At 58.2% G+C, this 16,483-nt stretch carries 19 protein-coding genes; 12 read left to right on the forward strand and 7 right to left on the reverse strand.

Annotation, left to right across the window (positions count from 1 at the left end):
- Positions 1-70: 70 nt before the first annotated feature.
- From ACWKV9_RS05115 to ACWKV9_RS05140, 6 genes are all read left to right on the forward strand, one after another.
- On the forward strand, positions 71-379 hold the full coding sequence (locus tag ACWKV9_RS05115; RefSeq protein WP_483835003.1) for a DUF6124 family protein: 309 nt from the start codon (positions 71-73) through the stop codon (positions 377-379).
- A 322-nt stretch (positions 380-701) separates the two neighbouring features.
- Positions 702-905: a hypothetical protein gene (locus ACWKV9_RS05120; protein ID WP_483835004.1), complete on the forward strand. Its 204-nt coding sequence runs from the start codon at positions 702-704 to the stop codon at positions 903-905.
- 226 nt (positions 906-1,131) lie between these two features.
- A complete protein-coding gene (locus ACWKV9_RS05125; protein WP_483835005.1) occupies positions 1,132-1,347 on the forward strand; it encodes a hypothetical protein in 216 nt (71 codons plus the stop codon).
- Complete coding sequence (locus tag ACWKV9_RS05130) at positions 1,344-1,616, forward strand: hypothetical protein (RefSeq protein WP_483835006.1); 273 nt, start codon at positions 1,344-1,346, stop codon at positions 1,614-1,616. Before ACWKV9_RS05125 ends, ACWKV9_RS05130 begins: the two co-directional genes overlap by 4 nt.
- A 117-nt stretch (positions 1,617-1,733) precedes the next feature.
- Entirely contained in the window at positions 1,734-2,360 is a 627-nt protein-coding gene (locus tag ACWKV9_RS05135; RefSeq protein ID WP_483835007.1) for a glutathione S-transferase family protein, read from the forward strand.
- A gap of 225 nt (positions 2,361-2,585) precedes the next feature.
- Complete coding sequence (locus ACWKV9_RS05140; protein ID WP_483835008.1) at positions 2,586-3,296, forward strand: substrate-binding periplasmic protein; 711 nt, start codon at positions 2,586-2,588, stop codon at positions 3,294-3,296.
- 41 nt (positions 3,297-3,337) lie between these two features.
- Here the strand turns inward: ACWKV9_RS05140 and ACWKV9_RS05145 are convergent, their stop codons facing one another.
- The 3 genes from ACWKV9_RS05145 to ACWKV9_RS05155 all read right to left on the reverse strand — a co-directional run bounded on the left by ACWKV9_RS05145 (position 3,338) and on the right by ACWKV9_RS05155 (position 5,428).
- Complete coding sequence (locus ACWKV9_RS05145) at positions 3,338-4,297, reverse strand: quinone oxidoreductase family protein (RefSeq protein ID WP_483835009.1); 960 nt, start codon at positions 4,295-4,297, stop codon at positions 3,338-3,340.
- 42 nt (positions 4,298-4,339) lie between these two features.
- The gene (locus ACWKV9_RS05150; protein WP_483835010.1) at positions 4,340-4,513 is read right to left on the reverse strand and encodes a DUF1427 family protein; all 174 of its coding nucleotides are present in this window, start codon (positions 4,511-4,513) and stop codon (positions 4,340-4,342) included.
- Positions 4,514-4,654: 141 nt separating this feature from the next.
- Entirely contained in the window at positions 4,655-5,428 is a 774-nt protein-coding gene (locus tag ACWKV9_RS05155) for an AraC family transcriptional regulator (protein ID WP_483835011.1), read from the reverse strand.
- Between the two features lie 230 nt (positions 5,429-5,658).
- On the opposite strand from ACWKV9_RS05155, the gene ACWKV9_RS05160 reads away from it, so the two are divergent.
- The gene (locus tag ACWKV9_RS05160) at positions 5,659-6,024 is read left to right on the forward strand and encodes a type II toxin-antitoxin system RelE/ParE family toxin (protein WP_483835012.1); all 366 of its coding nucleotides are present in this window, start codon (positions 5,659-5,661) and stop codon (positions 6,022-6,024) included.
- The gene (locus ACWKV9_RS05165; protein ID WP_483835013.1) at positions 6,021-6,350 is read left to right on the forward strand and encodes an XRE family transcriptional regulator; all 330 of its coding nucleotides are present in this window, start codon (positions 6,021-6,023) and stop codon (positions 6,348-6,350) included. The genes ACWKV9_RS05160 and ACWKV9_RS05165 overlap by 4 nt, the downstream gene beginning before the upstream one ends.
- Positions 6,351-6,419: 69 nt before the next feature.
- Here the strand turns inward: ACWKV9_RS05165 and ACWKV9_RS05170 are convergent, their stop codons facing one another.
- The 4 genes from ACWKV9_RS05170 to ACWKV9_RS05185 form a co-directional block, all read right to left on the reverse strand.
- Positions 6,420-7,703 (reverse strand): OprD family porin, encoded by a 1,284-nt coding sequence (locus ACWKV9_RS05170; RefSeq protein WP_483835014.1) that lies wholly within the window; start codon positions 7,701-7,703, stop codon positions 6,420-6,422.
- Between the two features lie 248 nt (positions 7,704-7,951).
- Positions 7,952-8,131: a hypothetical protein gene (locus ACWKV9_RS05175; protein WP_483835015.1), complete on the reverse strand. Its 180-nt coding sequence runs from the start codon at positions 8,129-8,131 to the stop codon at positions 7,952-7,954.
- Positions 8,132-8,333: 202 nt separating this feature from the next.
- Complete coding sequence (gene aguA / locus ACWKV9_RS05180; RefSeq protein ID WP_483835016.1) at positions 8,334-9,440, reverse strand: agmatine deiminase; 1,107 nt, start codon at positions 9,438-9,440, stop codon at positions 8,334-8,336.
- A gap of 320 nt (positions 9,441-9,760) precedes the next feature.
- Positions 9,761-12,688 (reverse strand): aminotransferase, encoded by a 2,928-nt coding sequence (locus ACWKV9_RS05185; RefSeq protein WP_483835017.1) that lies wholly within the window; start codon positions 12,686-12,688, stop codon positions 9,761-9,763.
- 278 nt (positions 12,689-12,966) lie between these two features.
- On the opposite strand from ACWKV9_RS05185, the gene rfbB reads away from it, so the two are divergent.
- Genes rfbB through rfbD form a run of 4 tightly spaced genes read left to right on the forward strand, consistent with a single transcriptional unit; the run spans position 12,967 to position 16,347 of the window.
- Positions 12,967-14,046 carry a dTDP-glucose 4,6-dehydratase gene (rfbB, locus tag ACWKV9_RS05190; protein WP_483835018.1) on the forward strand — a complete coding sequence of 360 codons (1,080 nt, stop codon included), beginning with the start codon at positions 12,967-12,969 and terminating at the stop codon, positions 14,044-14,046.
- Positions 14,043-14,918: a glucose-1-phosphate thymidylyltransferase RfbA gene (gene rfbA / locus ACWKV9_RS05195; RefSeq protein WP_483835019.1), complete on the forward strand. Its 876-nt coding sequence runs from the start codon at positions 14,043-14,045 to the stop codon at positions 14,916-14,918. Before rfbB ends, rfbA begins: the two co-directional genes overlap by 4 nt.
- Complete coding sequence (gene rfbC, locus ACWKV9_RS05200; protein WP_483835020.1) at positions 14,915-15,460, forward strand: dTDP-4-dehydrorhamnose 3,5-epimerase; 546 nt, start codon at positions 14,915-14,917, stop codon at positions 15,458-15,460. Before rfbA ends, rfbC begins: the two co-directional genes overlap by 4 nt.
- The gene (rfbD, locus tag ACWKV9_RS05205; protein WP_483835021.1) at positions 15,457-16,347 is read left to right on the forward strand and encodes a dTDP-4-dehydrorhamnose reductase; all 891 of its coding nucleotides are present in this window, start codon (positions 15,457-15,459) and stop codon (positions 16,345-16,347) included. The genes rfbC and rfbD overlap by 4 nt, the downstream gene beginning before the upstream one ends.
- Positions 16,348-16,483 lie beyond the last annotated feature (136 nt).

The raw sequence follows: 16,483 nt of genomic DNA on the forward strand, positions 1-16,483 counted from the left end.
CCGCGTACAGCTGCCACCCATCCTGATTGACAGCAGAGGGTGTCAGCTAAACCAATCAGGGAGATTCCATATGATCAGATCCACCCCCCACCCACCTGAAACACCCGCCCCACAATCAACCTGCACCAACGCCAACCTCGGCAACCTGAGCCTGTTCTCGGTCAAGCCTGGCGTGCGAGTGGAAGACGCATTGCTCACCGCCTCCGAATACCTCGCCTGCGCCGCAGCCACCGCCTACGAAGTCGCTGATAACTGCACGCTGGAATTCCGGCCATTGGCTCGGTCTGTGGTGCATCAACTCGATGCCGCGCGGGCGTTGATTGAGGTGTCGATCGCCAAGGTGGGCAGTTCGGCGGTATCGGTGCCAACAGGTAGGTAATGCGCCACGAGCGAGGGGCGGATCAGCATCGTTTTAGCGACGAAGGTTCGTCCCCGTTCAGCTCGGCGTTATCGCGATAGCCTGGCGAATATAAATTCCTTCCATCTGCCCCACTCACCCTCAAGAAACTGCGCACGTTTCCGATAGCTTTCGCATGGAGCAGCTATTGAGCCAACTCATTGGCCCCGCCGGATGGATGAAGTTTGAATACGGCACGTTAACCGGCACTTTGCGCACGCCATCTCTTGCTGCATGGTCCGGATTTTGGCCCTCCGACGCTTCGGAAAGGGCCACTGCATCATCCCTCTGGAGAGCTTGATCCATGCTTGTAACGCTGTCGAACATGAAACGTGACCTCGAAGAAACTGCTGCGCATTTTGAGCAGCTCTCTGCGGTGATGTCCGGCCACCTGCTTTTCTCTGCCCATAGGCAGTCAAACCGAGGACAACTGGATATCAGCTTGAGCATCGAGGCCATTGAATCGTCGGTTGAACGGTTGAGGCTGGCGGCCGCTAAGCTTTATTAAAGAACGACTCATCAGCCAGGTCCCGCAATCTCGCGGGGTCTAACGTCCGGCCTGATCGGCCCGCCGCCGAGGGATTTCCAGCGCTTCACACGAATACTCCCGCCGCGCGTCAGACCTTGATGCTCCTGCCGCCATAGGCAGCTACAAACGCTCATACTCGCGAGCCAAATCCCCACCCCCTCAAAATGCTATCTTCCCACCCCACCCTTCGCGCAACGGAATCCTCATGACCCTCGTCAGCCTAGTCCGCGCTCTACCGAAGGATCCGAACAACCCCACGCATGTCCTCGGATGGGCGGTCATTCGCCGCACTCCCTGGAGCTTCGTCGATATATTTGCCTCCCAAGAGTTGGCCCAAGCGCAAGCCGCCAAGCTTGGTGCAGGCTACGAATCCAAGTTCGGTTCACACAAACCCGGCAGCAGCGAGTTCACGACCACATGAATACAGACACAGACGAAAACAGCCCGCAGTACAAGCTTGATCAGATCAAGCTGCACAAACAGATTCGCACCCCCATCGACCGACTGTTGCGCTCGCTCGAAGCGGCCAACACGCGCGAAGAGGTGGAGAGCGAAGGCGAAGTGCAGATCAGCTTTATCCACGACCTGGAGTCCGATAAGCGCGTGCGTAAGGGCGATATCGAAACGCTTTACATCATTTTTGATGACGCTGTGCAGGCGCGGCTGGAAAGCCTTCCGCCCAAGGCCTGAAAACGGCCTACGCAGAAATCAGGCACTCTGCCAAACCAGCGAGGTCTGCTTTTAAGACCCTGCACGGCAAAGCGATCGGTGCAGCAGGTCTTCCCTCCTCCACCAACGGACCTGCCCATGATTACCGTTCACCACCTCAACAACTCGCGCTCGCAACGTATTCTCTGGCTGCTTGAAGAACTGGGCGTGCCGTACGAAGTGAAGCGCTACTCGCGCGACCCGAAGACCAATCTTGCACCGCCGGAATTGAAAGCGATCAACCCGCTGGGCAAGTCGCCGGTCATCCAGGACGGTCCGCACACGCTGATTGAATCAGGGGCGATTGTTGACTATCTGATTCGACGTCATGGCGACGGCGCCTTGCAGCCGGATCCGTCTACAGCGACTTATGATGAGTACGTGCAATGGCTGCATTTCGCCGAAGGCTCGGCGATGCTGCCGCTGATGCTTAATCTGTACGTTGGCCGTCTGGGCGATGCCGGCGCGCCGCTGCGCCCACGTATCGACAGCGAGCTGAAGAATTACCTGGGTTATCTCGACAATGCTCTGAGCCAGTTTGATTACCTGATGGGTGATGAACTAAGCGGTGCGGACATTCAGATGAGTTTTATCGGTGAAGTGGCGAACCAGCAGGGCCTGCTCGGTGACTACCCACACCTGAAGGAATGGACACAGCGCTTTCAGCAGCGTCCTGCGTACCAGGCAGCGATGAAACAGGGCGGCGAATACAATCTGGCCGGCTGAGAAATCAGAACTGTAGGAGCGAACTTTTTCGCGAAGCGTTATCCCAGACACACCCGGTAAAACGCCTCGCCAACAAATTGGCTCCTACAGAAAGTCACCCCCTCCAAATACCCCAGCTAAACTGCTAACAGCATCCTTTTGAGTCTCACTGCCATGAGTCGCATTACCGGGTTTTTTCGTTGTACCGGACCGCTGTCAGCCTCCATCTTCACAAGCACCATACTAATGCTGTGCGCACTAAGTGCGACTGCCGCGCCGCTGCGCACGGTTGATCTGTACGCAGCCGAAGCACCGCCGCTGAGCATGTTGAGCCAGGGCGACAGTCACGGCATCCTTGGCGAGGTGGCGTTGAAAGCGGCCGCCATTGCAGGGTATGAATTGCGTCTGATCTCACTGCCTTGGGCCCGCGCTCAAAAAGACGTGCAGACAGGCCCGGACCGATTGATCGTGCCACTGTCTCGAACGCCTGAACGCGAAGAGAAATACACGTGGATAGCGCCGATCATGACCATGGACCGCGCCTTCTTTACATTGAATGAACGGGTTGAGTCGTTCGCTGAGGCCAAAAAGACCTATGGGCTGATCGCCGTAGGAATGGGCAGCGCCCAAGAGCAGAAACTGCGGGACGAAGGCTTTCGCAATGACCAGATCTACCCGTTGAAGATCGGTGAAAACCCGGCACAGATGCTGCTGCGCGGAAGGGTCGACGCCTGGTTCAATGGTGTGCCGGAAAGCCAATACATCTGGCGCCAGCTGTCTGGCCGTCCGCTGAAAATGAGCCCGCCGTTGATGACGGCGGACTTGTATCTGGCCTGCTCGAAGTTGTGCAACGCCGCGATGGTTGACTCGCTCAGCCGAGCCGTTGAAGGGCTAAGGCGCGATGGCACGATCAATCAGCTGATCGACGACTATCTCAACGGACTGCCCAAGCGCTGAAATGCAGTTCTGAGTCAGCAATGGGCTTTGCAGTCGGTCATTCAGGGAATCAGGATGACCTTATCTACCCCGCCCTCATTCACTTGCGCATATCGCTGCATCCCTTCGCCCAGCGGGGATTCCACTAAGCCTGTGGGCAGGGGTAAAGCCGCGTTATCGAACCATTTTCCGAACTGCTCCAGCATGCGCGCGCAGTCTTCGACGCCATACAGCAGCGAGTTGATGCCGACCACCGAGCCACCTTTACGGTACAGTCCAAGCGCCGGGAGCTGGACAAGGCCGTCTACCGGAGCGGCGATGATGGCGATACGGCCAAAGGGCGCCAAGGCTGTGACGGATGCTGGCAACCAAAAGCCAGTGGTGTCGAAGATCACGTCGGCGCCGTCGGGAAAGAACGCTTTAACCTGCGAGGCCAAATCCTCGGCTTTATCCAGCAGGATCGCGTCATAACCTTCTGCCGTCAGCGCCTTGAGTTGCTCGGGACGACGTACCGCTGCGAGTACTTGCGCGCCCAGCACCTTGGCCAATGCCAACGCTGCGCTGCCGACTGCGCCGTTGGCACCAATCACCAGCAAACGTGTGTTGCCATCGACCAGACTGCGCTGCAATGCGTCCCACGCCGTGGTGTAGGGAACCCCGAGGCTGGCTGCTTGAGCAAAGCTCAAGGATTTGGGTTTGAGCGCAATGCCTTTTGCGGGCAGCGTGATGTACCCCGCGTGTGATCCATCTCTTACGAAACCCAATTCTTTACCCGTACCCCAGACTTCCTGGCCGATCAACGCCTGCGGGCCATCGACTACGACACCGGCAAAATCACGGCCGGGGATACGCGGCATCGTGGTGTAGGGAAAGCGGCCGAGGACATTCTTCACGTCGCTGGGGTTCAGGCCAGCGGCTTTGATCTGAACAAGGACTTCTCCCTCAGCAGGCGTCGGGGTCGACAGTTCGACGTATTCCAGCGCAGCCAGGTCGCCAGTTCGTGAAAATTGCAGTGCGTGCATGGGTGTGGTTTCCAGAAGGGTTCAGGGATCGGAAATCGTGATTCAGGCTATCCAGTTCGCCAGAAGCTGACGGCCCATCGGCCATAGCTGTTCACCGGCCTGCATGCCCAGTAAGCCTACAAGCGCGATCAACGGCGGCGCGGGTGAACGGAAATCCAGCGCGCCATAAAGCAGGCCGACGGCGATGCCGATTGCGAGTGAAATAACGTAGCTCATGGTCAACTCCGGGGCTGTGCGTCGTGCTGCGCGGCGGCGGCACGTTTGCGTTTAGCGATGACCAGAGTGTATGGAGGCGCCGCAATGGCTACCGGCCAAATGCTTCTGAATTCCGGACAGGCTGGGGAGGCAAGCGTGAGTTTATGCCTGTACGCCGAGAGGATATTGCGATGGGGGCATCCCCAGTTCGCGGCGGAACATGTCGCTGAAGCTGCTCGGCGAATACCCCATCGAACGCGCGATTCTGCTCACCGGCACGCCCTGAATGATTTCCGCCACAGCCGTCGCCAATTGCACCTGCCTGCGCCATTCAGCAAAGCCCATGCCGAGCACCGACTGAAACAGCCGAGCAAGGGTGCGCACACTGGCGCCAGCGTTTTCAGCGTGCTGTTCGAACGACACATCCAGGGAAGGCTCGATCATCACGGCCTGGCAGAGGCTCATCAAGCGTCGGTCAGGATTGTCGGGCATCGGCACTTTCAACAGCGACCGTTTGGCGCGCTGAAGCTCCAGCAAAGACAACCCGACCAGTGCGTTGTAATACGCCGAGTCCTTGTCGGCCTCAGCCACCAGATTGAGGATGAGTTCGCGCAACAGGCCGCCGACCTCAAACACCTGCACGGAGGTTTCCAGGGTTTGAGCAATCTCGGGTCGCAGATAGATGTTACGCATCTCCAGATCCGACACCACCCGAATCCCGTGCGGTACGCCCGGCGGCAACCACACTGCACGTTGCGGCGGCACGACCAGCGCCTCAAGGGGCGTCTCGACCCACATCACTCCCGACATCGCGTACAGCACCTGCCCCCAATCATGCTCATGTGGCTCGATGTAATGGCCGCGCGGGTAAGTCCGCGACAGCGGCTGTACGGCGACGGCGGTGTCAGTGAGATCGGGTGGGGCGGCGAGGGCCATTTCAGAAGATCGGCAGTCTGTTGGAATGAATCAAGGGTACGAGGTTGCTTACGCACTTGCCAGCACACCCACGAACCAAGAGCGGAAAATCCAGCTAACAAATGACTGAAGCTGAGTCATTCAAGATTTGCCTTTAAAGAAGCAAGCTGCGTTCCGTCTGATGATTCCTTGCCTAGGATTTGACGTCAGCGGTTGATCACAGTAAATATGCACTCAAGGGAATATATAGGATGACATGGGATGTTGAATTTACAGATGAGTTTGGAGAGTGGTGGGCGTTGCTCCATCAGACCACGCAGGAAGATATCGATACTTACGTGCATTTGCTTGAGCAAAGAGGACCGCAGCTTGGGTTTCCTTTCTGCAGTTCCATACTCGGTTCGAGACACAGCCATATGAGAGAACTCAGGGTGCAAAGTCAGGGAAGGCCAATCCGGATTTTTTATGCGTTCGACCCCACGCGTACGGCGATCTTGCTGATCGGCGGCGACAAGACTGGTGACAACCGGTTTTATGAAACTGCCCTCCCTCAGGCCGATCGGCTCTATGACGTTCACATTGCTGAACTGGAAAATGAAAAAGGACAAACCCCATGACCAGAGAGAGATTCTCGTCATTGCGCGAAAAGATGTCGCCCGAATCACAAGCCCGCGCGAAAGCGAAAGCGGAGGTGCTCAGTGCTGAGATGGACCTCGCTGAGCTGCGTAGGGCACGGGTCCTGTCTCAGGAGTCACTGGCGCAGTTGCTACACGTCAGCCAGGGTAGCGTCGCCAAAATGGAAAAACGTACGGACATGTACATCAGCACAGTCAGGCGGTTTGTCGAAGCCATGGGAGGTGAGCTGATAATGACTGCGCAGTTTCCAGATCATGCCATTCGGATTAATCAGTTCTCGGATCTGGATAAACCCGACGCGCCATAGCGCCATCAATTGACCCAAACAAAAACGCCCCGATCCAAAGACCGAGGCGTTTTTTATTGGCCGCTCAACTCAGAAGACGTTGATCGGGTAGTCGACGAAGATGCGGGTTTCGTTGCCTTCGGCGTTGTAGTTGCTGGCGTTGTTCGACACTTTCAGGATCGAGTTACGCAGACGCACGGACAAATCTTTTGCCGGGCCGCTTTGGACGACGTAGGTCAACTGACTGAACAGTTCGTGCTCGTCGCCATCGCCACGGTTGCTGCCGTCGTCGATGTTGTCGCCGCGCACGTAGGCGATCCGATAGCTCAGGCCAGGTGTGACGACAGTCGACAGGTTCACGCCATAGCCCAGCTGCCAGGAGCGCTCGTCCTTGCCGTTGAAGTCGGACCAGTACGAGTTGGCAAGATAGATGCTGTTGCCGCCATCGCCAAAGCCACCGTCGTTGCGGTAGCCGCCGTAGTTGTAGCCGGTTTCGCCAGTGCTGCGCTGATGCGCGATGGTGAAGGAATGGATACCCACTGCCCAAGTCGCGGCCAGGCTCCAGATCTTGTTGTCACGGGCGTCGTCGACCGCAAAATCCTTCTCCAGCTTGGTCTTGTAGCCGTTGAAGTCGAAAGTCAGCGACTGGTCTTTCGGCATCGCTAACACGTAGTTCAGATTCAGGTACTGCTTTTTCAGCACGTCTTCAACGTCGGAACCGTAGAACGCGGCGCTGAACGCTTCGTTGAATTTGTAGCTGCCGCCGTAGACGTTGATGCTTTTGACATCACCGCTGTCGCGGCCCTGAGCGCTCTTGCGGGTTTGCGCGGTGAAGCGGCCAGCAACCAGTTCCAGGCCCTTGATCTCTTTGGAAGTGATCATGGTGCCGGTGTACGACTCAGGCAGCAGACGCGAATTGTCGTAACTGAGAACCGGCAGCTCCGGCATCATGTCGCCGTATTTGAGTTCGGTGTTGGAAATACGCGCTTTGACCGCACCGCCGAAACGCGACAGGTCATCGGCTGCATCGCCGGTACCGTCTTCGCCCTTGCGGAAGAAGTCGATGCCGCCCGCGCCACTTTTGCCCTTGCCGCCGTCCAGTCGCTTAGCGTAAAGGCCGAATGCGTCAACGCCGAAACCGACAGTGCCCTGGGTGAAACCCGAAGCGTAGTTGGCCATGAAAGCCTGGCCCCACTCGGCCTTGTCGTCGCGACCGTCTTTGTAATCGCGGCTGATGTAGGCGTTACGCAGGCGCAGCTTGAGGCTGCTGTCTTCCACGAAGCCTTTTGCGTCCGCCTGCCCGTCGGCGAATGCCTGGGTAGCGGTCGTCACAGCCATGATGCTCAGGGCGAGCATGCCGATACGTGTGTTCATCTTGTTGTCCTTGTCAGCGGATTGATCATGCGCCGCGGCAAATACCCAGACAGGTAATTGCGTCTCTCGAGCATAGACAGCCTCGAAAGCCCGCACGAAATCATCGCAGTGGACTACTGATGCACGTATATGGCGTTTAGCCACGGGGCAGTGAAGGCGCGAATCCTATCCGGCACTGGCGCAGGGTGTCAATTCGATGAGTGACGAACTGATTCCGCACGCTCACCCCATGCAGAAGCGACAGGGAATCAGTTGTAAAGAACGCCCAGTAACGCCTCTAGTTCGGCGTCGTTGATCAATCCTTTGGGGTAGCGCTGAAGCAGCATCGTGCGGTAGTCAGGCGCGTCAATTTTGGGCGCTCGGGTTATCCGTAACCAGTCCGCCATCATCTGCCGTGCTTCATTGCTCGCAGACAAACCTCGAGCCATTCGCGGCTCATAACCTGCGTTCATAGGTGACAACCTCAATACGTCTTTGGACTGCAAAATCTACGGAGCTTTTGTGACAGACGAACGAATCAAGCGGGTGTTAAGCCACCCGTGATCGAATCTTTCGCAGATCCGCATGAATAGTCAGGCAAAAAAAAGCCCATCGTCTGATGGGCTTGATGACAGCAAGAACTGAACCAACTCAGCCGCGATGAGGCGCCGGTTGTTGCTGGGTCAGGCAGTGAATATTGCCGCCGCCGAGCAGTAACTCGCGGCCTGGGACCATCACCACCTCATGCTCCGGGAACAATTGCTGAAGGAGGTCGTGGGCGACCTGGTCCAGCGGATCGTCGAAACTGGGGGCAATGATGCCGCCGTTGACGATCAGGAAGTTCACGTAGGAACCCGCCAGACGCACCGATGGGTTGCGTTCCTGGCTGCCGTGCACTTGATCGACGCCTGCGCATTCTTCCTCGGTAGCGAACAAGGGTCCCGGGATCGGCATCTTGTGCACGATGATTGGCCGTCCTTTGGCGTCGCGGGTATTTTCCAGAACAGCCATCGCCGCCTGGCAACGGGGGAAATTGGGGTCTTGCGGATCATCGGTCCATGCCAGCAGCACTTCGCCGGGGCGCACGTAGCAGCAGAAGTTATCCACATGGCCGTCGGTTTCGTCGTTGAACAGGCCGTCCGGCAACCAGATGATTTTTTCCACCGACAGGTGATCGCGCAACACCGCTTCGATCTCTTCGCGGGACAGATGCGGATTGCGATTGCGATTGAGCAGGCATTCTTCGGTGGTAATCAGCGTGCCTTCGCCGTCGACGTGAATCGAACCGCCTTCCAGAACGAAGCCTTCGGTCACGTAACGCGGGCAACGCTCGATTTCCAGCACCTTGCCGCCGAGTTGCTCATCAAGATTCCAAGGCGCATACAGGCCGCCGTCAAAACCGCCCCAAGCGTTGAACCCCCAATTCACGCCGCGCACTTCGCCGCTGTCATTGATGACGAAGGTCGGGCCGGTGTCGCGCACCCAGGCGTCGTTATTGCTGATTTCGACGACGCGAATGTTTGGCACGTCCAGGCGCGCCCGGGCGTTATCGTATTGCCCGGCCGATACAGCAACGGTCACCGGCTCGAAACGCGCAATGGCCTTGGCTACAGCAACGTGGGCGGTCTGCACCGGCTTGCCGCCTAGACGCCAGTTGTCCGGACGCTCAGGCCAGACCATCCAGGTTTGCGTCTGCGGCGCCCACTCGGCAGGCATGTAGAAGCCATCGGCGCGCGGCGTGCTGTTGAGTGTCGTCATGGGTATCAGGACTCCGGTGGACGGTCTTGGGCATTGTCATGCCGTGAAATCAGGGAAGCTTTATAGCCGATAGAAATCGGTAATAAAACAGCAAAAATCTCCGCGAACAAAAATAACTGGGGATGGAGCCGATATTAATCTGAAATACGGCCTGCCTAGTGGGAGCGGACCCGTCCGCGAATACATACGTCCGGCTGCCGAAGATGCGCTGGATGTACCACCGTCTTCGCGGACAGGTCCGCTCCCACAGGTCTCACAGGCTCACAGGCTCACAGGCTCACAGGCTCAGAGTTCTCAGAGGGCTCACAGGTCTCATGAACCTACTCCAACTCGCCCAACACCTTCGACACATGATCGACAAAGAAGTCCACGCTCTGTCGCGTCGTCACCATCGGCGGTTTGATCTTGAGGATGTTCAGGAAGTCCCCCGTGGGCTGCATGAAAATACCCAGTTCACGCAAACGATCACACAGGTAAGTGGTTTCTTCGGTCGCCGGTTGCAGCGTCTCGCGATTCCGGACCAATTCGACGCCCAGGTAAAATCCGCTGCCATGTACCGCGCCCACCAGCGGATGTTTGTCGATCAGCGCCAGCAGTCGCTCTTTGAAATAACCGCCCACGACCCTGGCGTTTTCCCACAACCGCTCTTCTTCCATGACATCGAGCACCGCCATGCCGATACGACAACTGACCGGGCTGCCTCCCGACGACGAGAAGAAATAACCCTCAGCTTCCAGCGCCTCGGCAATTTCCCGCCGGGTGATCACAGCACCCAGCGGATGCCCGTTACCCATGCCTTTGGCCATGGTGATGATGTCCGGCACCACGCCCTGCTCTTCGAAACCCCAGAAATACTCCCCCAAACGGCCATATCCGACCTGCACTTCGTCAGCGATGCACACGCCGCCTTGCGCGCGGACCCGCTGATAGACCTGTTTTAAATAGCCCGGCGGTAAAGAAATCCCGCCCGCATTGCCATACACCGGCTCACAGATAAAGCCCGCGACCTGACGCTGCTGCTCAGCCAGTGTTGCCAGATGGGCCTCGACGCTGCGGGCATATTCCGCCGCACTTTCCGGCCCACGAAACTCGCCGCGATAGGTGTTCGGCGCCGTCACCGGATGCACCCAGTCAGGCCGTGTGCTCAACGCTTGCGGGTTGTCGGCAATCGACGTGGAAATGGCGTCGGTCGCCACAGACCAACCGTGATACGCCTCCAGCACGCTCAAGATATCGCGCCCGCCGCTGTAGGCCCACGCCAGCCGAATGGCCAGATCGTTGGCTTCGGTGCCGCTGTTAACCAGAAACACTCGGTCCATGCCTGTCGGCGCCAGTTGCAACAGCCGCTCGGAGAATTCGGCAATCGCCGCGTAATGAAAGCGCGAGTTGGTATTGAGCAGCGACCACTGTCGACTGGCGACCTCAGCCATGCGCGGATGCCCATGACCCAGCACCGCCACGTTGTTGAGCATGTCCAGATAGGAGCGGCCCTGCATGTCGATCAGGTGATTGCGCCAGCCGCGCTCGATATGAGGGGGCGCCGCGTAATAGTGCTTTTGCGAGCGCGCAAAACTGGCATCGCGGCGAGCCAGCAACTGCGCCGAATCATCGAGCGCGGGCGCGTCGCAATCAAACACCAGCATGGCTTTGGGCGACGGACATAACGCCCGCCAGACCGGTGCCCAGGAAGGAGTAACAAATAACGGCGGACTGAGCTGCGGGTCTCGGCACACCTGGATAATCAGCGAGCCCGCGCCCTGCCCGATGACGTCGCCAGCACTTAAGCACGTGCCCGATTCAAAGTCTGATCTGACGCCCCAAAGCCTGAGTACCCCGTAATCGCCGACCAATACCAATGCGGCATCCGCCGTGTGGCTCAACACACCGTCAAACGGCGCATGAACCGCAGTAGCGTCAGTGATGTGCAGCTCAACGTGAAGAGCAAGGGTGTCGGGCTCAGTGGCACAGTCAGGCTGAGTGCGCGACAGTCGATACTCACCGTAGCGACTGCAAGCCAGGCCGGTTGCGTGCGCAGCGTGCTGGAGCAAACGCTCATCGATACCGCTCTGATTCCAGTTCCCGGCCACAAAGTGCTCGCTGAGCACGCCCAGATCCACCACTGTAAATGTCTGTTCGCTCAACGTCGGCAGCAAAGGCGAACTGACAGGAAAGCTATCCGCCGACTCCAGCAAACCCACCGCCTGCAGAATCGCTGCCTCCATCAATGGCATTGGCACAGATGTCGCGACGTCGAAAATATTCCACTCACTGGCCAGGTTCTCCTGGATGTAAGCATTGTCGGGCTCGATGCTGGCCTGCTGCTCGCTGCTCAAAACCAACACGGCCGAGCGGGCCACGATCAACGGCCATAACGCCTGACATTCTTCGCGTTGCAGCGGATTGATGGCGTGATAGGCGCGAATCGCTGGCAGCAAATAAAGAGGATCGCCATCGGCGTGATGCAACAACGCGGCGCACGTGACGGACAGGTCAGCGATGCGCCAGGTTTTGACCAGATCGCCGAAATCGATCAGCCCCTGAAGCTGCCACTGGCGATGGGCATCTCTGGCCCACACGACGTTGTATTCGGTGATGTCCAGATGGATCGCCTGCACGGGCAGCGCTCCGATCAAAGGCAGCAAACGGGCATGCGCCTGTTCGGCGGCGTCGCTAATGCACGCGCGCTCGTCTGCATTCTCGATGACTGGCAACAGATGTTTGATCAATGCACTGGCGTGACGCGGGTCCCATTGCAGGATGCGATCAAGGCCCGGGTGCTCAAAACCTGCCAGCGCGACATCGACCTCGGCGCACAACTCGGCCAGCGCCACTACGACATCGCGGCTGAGATGAGCGACATGAGCAATGGACTGGCCGTCGATGAACTCCAGCAATCGAACGTGCACAGCGTCGCCCTGCGCCTGAAGTGTCAGCAGGTCTTCGCCGTTTTTGGCTGCGATGACCGCAGGCACTCTGACCTGTGAAGCCTGAGCCAGATGTCGCAGCGCTGCATGCTGGGCGGCGAGTTCGTCGATCGAATACGCGCCGTGACATATTTTCAAAACGTAGCGCCGTTTATCACCCGAAGCGTCTTCGCTCTCGACCAGAAAGTTACGATCCTGATGACTGCCCAACTCCTTGAGCCTGCCCGTCAGGCCGTAGTAGGTCGCCAGCCACTCGGCGGCCTGCCCGATGCTGATGACGGGACACGGCAGACTGGATCGACGGATCAGGGTATCGAGTGGCATACATATTTCTCATTGGCGGCGATGAACGGATCTTTTCTCCCGTTGCCAGAGCATCAGGCAAATACGGGACTTTGCGGTTTCAGAATCAGCTTTTGGAGACAGTATTTAGCGTAGCCGTTAGCCGCGTGAAACACTTGCGGCGGTTTTATGGCGCTCTTGTTGACCCGCAATCAATTAATTTCATGGCCCGCAGGCCAGTTCTGCCTTGCGCAAGGTCGCGTCGCCCCACAAGCTGTGCTTCATTATCTTTACGTCTATCCAGGGAAGAAGGTCCACCCATGCGAATACTTGTCACCGGCGGTGCGGGATTTATTGGCTCAGCGCTGATCCGCCATCTCATTAACAACACTGATCACGATGTACTGAACTTCGACAAGCTGACTTACGCGGGCAACCTGGAATCGCTGCAAAGCATCGTAACCAGCACCCGTTACGAGTTTGTGCAAGCGGACATCGTCGATCAAGATGCCGTCAGCAAAGTGCTTGCACGGTTCCAGCCCCAGGCGATCATGCATCTGGCCGCTGAGTCCCACGTTGACCGCTCAATCGATGGCCCATCTGAATTCATTCAGACCAACATCGTCGGCACTTACAGTTTGCTGGAAGCCACGCGCAGCTATTGGTCGAGCCTGCCTGAAGCCGAGCAGGCCTCGTTCCGGTTCCACCATATTTCCACGGACGAGGTGTACGGCGATCTGCATGGCGTAGACGATCTGTTCACTGAAACCACGCCTTACGCGCCCAGCTCGCCTTACTCCGCGAGCAAGGCTGCGTCCGACCATTTGGTCCGCGCCTGGCATCGCACCTACGGACTGCCGGTGGTCGTGACCAACTGCTCGAACAACTACGGCCCGTTCCACTTCCCCGAGAAGCTGATCCCGCTGGTGATCCTTAACGCTCTTGCCGGTAAAAAACTGCCTGTGTATGGCAACGGTCTGCAAGTGCGCGACTGGCTGTTCGTTGAAGACCACGCCCGGGCGTTGCTCGAAGTGGTCACCAAAGGCGTTGTTGGCGAGACCTACAACATTGGCGGCCACAACGAGCAGAAAAACATCGACGTGGTGAAAGGCATCTGCGCGCTGCTTGAAGAGCTCGCGCCGGAGCAACGCAAAGGCGTCGACAACTACGCCGACCTGATCACCTACGTCACCGATCGCCCTGGCCACGACATGCGCTATGCGATCGACGCCCGCAAGATCGAACACGACCTGGGCTGGACGCCGGAAGAAACCTTCGAATCAGGCCTGCGCAAAACCGTGCAGTGGTACCTCGACAATCTCGAGTGGTGCCGCAACGTACAAGACGGCAGTTATCAGGGCGAACGCCTGGGCACCTCACTTAAGGACTTGATCGCATGACCAAAGGAATCGTACTGGCAGGCGGCTCGGGCACGCGCCTGCACCCCATTACTCTTGGGGTTTCCAAGCAACTGCTGCCGATCTACGACAAGCCGATGATCTACTACCCGATCTCGGTGCTGATGCTGGCGGGAATCAAGGAAATCCTGGTGATTTCCACTCCGCTGGACCTGCCGCAATATCGCGCTTTGCTGGGCGACGGCAGCCAGTTCGGCGTCAACTTCCACTACGCCGAACAACCTAAGCCAGATGGCCTGGCGCAGGCGTTTTTGATCGGTGAAGAGTTCATCGGCGATGATTCGGTATGCCTGATCCTGGGTGACAACATCTTCCACGGCCAGCATTTCAGCGATCAGCTCAAGCGCGCCAACGATCAGAAATCCGGCGCCACGGTATTCGGCTACTGGGTCAAAGACCCGGAACGCTTCGGCGTGGTGGATTTCGACGAGAGCGGGCAAGCGCTGTCCATCGAAGAGAAGCCCAAGGCACCGAAATCCAGCTACGCCGTGACCGGGCTGTATTTCTACGACAACGAAGTCGTGCAGATCGCCAAAAACGTCAAGCCGTCGCCTCGAGGCGAACTGGAGATCACCGACGTCAACAATGCTTACCTGCAACGCGGTGATCTGCGTGTCGAGCGCTTCGGTCGTGGCTTTGCCTGGCTTGACACCGGCACCCATGACAGCCTGCTGGAAGCGTCGCAGTACGTGCAGACCATCGAGCATCGCCAAGGCTTGAAAGTGGCGTGCCTTGAAGAGATCGCCTTTCAAAACGGCTGGATCGACAAGGACTATCTGCTCAGCCGCGCCGATTACTTCGGCAAAACCGGCTACGGTCAGTATCTGTTCAAAGTGGCAGGGGAAAGTCAGTGAAAGTCACCGCTTGCGAAGTGCCTGAAGTCCTCATCATCGAGCCGAAAGTGTTCGGTGATGAGCGTGGTTTCTTCTATGAAAGCTTCAACGCCAAAGCCTTCGCCGAGGCAACCGGCGTGACTGCGCAGTTCGTCCAGGACAACCACTCACGCTCGCAACAAGGCGTGCTGCGCGGCCTGCATTATCAGGTCGAGCACGCGCAGGGCAAACTGGTACGCGTCACCGTGGGCGAGGTGTTCGACGTGGCGGTCGACATTCGTCGCAGCTCACCGACGTTCGGCCGCTGGGTCGGCGTGCATCTGTCGGCGCAAAATGCTCGGCAGTTGTGGGTGCCGCCTGGCTTTGCACACGGTTTTGTTGTTTTGAGCGAGCACGCTGAATTCCTGTACAAGACCACCGATTACTACACGCCTTCCGCCGAGCGCTGCATCCGTTGGGATGACGAGGATCTGGCGATCGATTGGGGGTTGAGTGAAGCGCCCAAACTGTCCGCCAAGGATCAGGACGGCAAGCGTTTCAAAGACGCGGACGTGTTTCCATGAGCGCGCAGGCAAAACCGCTGCGCATCCTGATCAGCGGCCAGCACGGCCAGGTGTCTCAGGCGTTGCAGCAGAGCTCGAAGGGCATGGGCGAACTGATCGTGCTGGGCCGCGACCAGTTCGACCTTAGCCAGCCGGAGTCGCTTCGCGCCAAAGTGCGAGACATCAAGCCGGACCTGATTATTAACCCGGCGGCGCACACGGCTGTGGATCAGGCCGAAAGTGAACCGGAACTGGCGCTGGCCATCAACGGTATCGCCCCAGGCGTGCTGGCCGAAGAAGCCGCCGCGCTGGGTATTCCGCTGATTCATTATTCCACTGACTACGTGTTCGACGGCAGCAAGAACGGGCCGTGGATCGAGTCGGACGCGACCAATCCGCTCGGTGTTTATGGCAGCAGCAAGCTTGCAGGCGAGCAGGCCATTGCAGCCGTCGGCGGGCAGCACCTGATCCTGCGCACCAGTTGGGTGTATTCGCTAGTGGGTCGTAACTTTTTGCTGACCATGCAGCGCCTGCTGCAGGAACGCGAAAAACTCACGATTGTGGCTGACCAGATTGGCGCACCGACCTGGGCCGGCACCATTGCCCAGAGCACTCGGCAATTGATCGAGCGCTGGCAAAACGGTGATGCTGGCGCCTGGGGTGTTTATCACTTGACTGCCAGCGGTGAGACTTCCTGGTTCGGCTTCGCGCAGGCGATTGGTCAACAGTTGATCGAACAGGGCAAACCCTGCGCGACGCTTGAGCCGATTCCGTCCAGTGCGTTCCCAACCCCTGCGGCGCGCCCGCTCAACTCCCGGCTGGATTGCAGCCTGCTGCAGCGCGAATGGGGCGTCAGCCAGCCGGACTGGCACGACGCATTGCTGGAGTGCTTAGCGCAGCAGCGGTAGGCATAATGCGGTGACTGCCCGACGACAAAGGGCCCACCTGTTTGCGACCGCTTCGCGCTCGTTCGTGGACTGGTCCGCTCCCACATTGATTGCGTAAATTCTGTGGGAGCGGACCTGTCCGCGAAGACGTAGGTGC

Source organism: Pseudomonas corni, assembly GCF_057128765.1.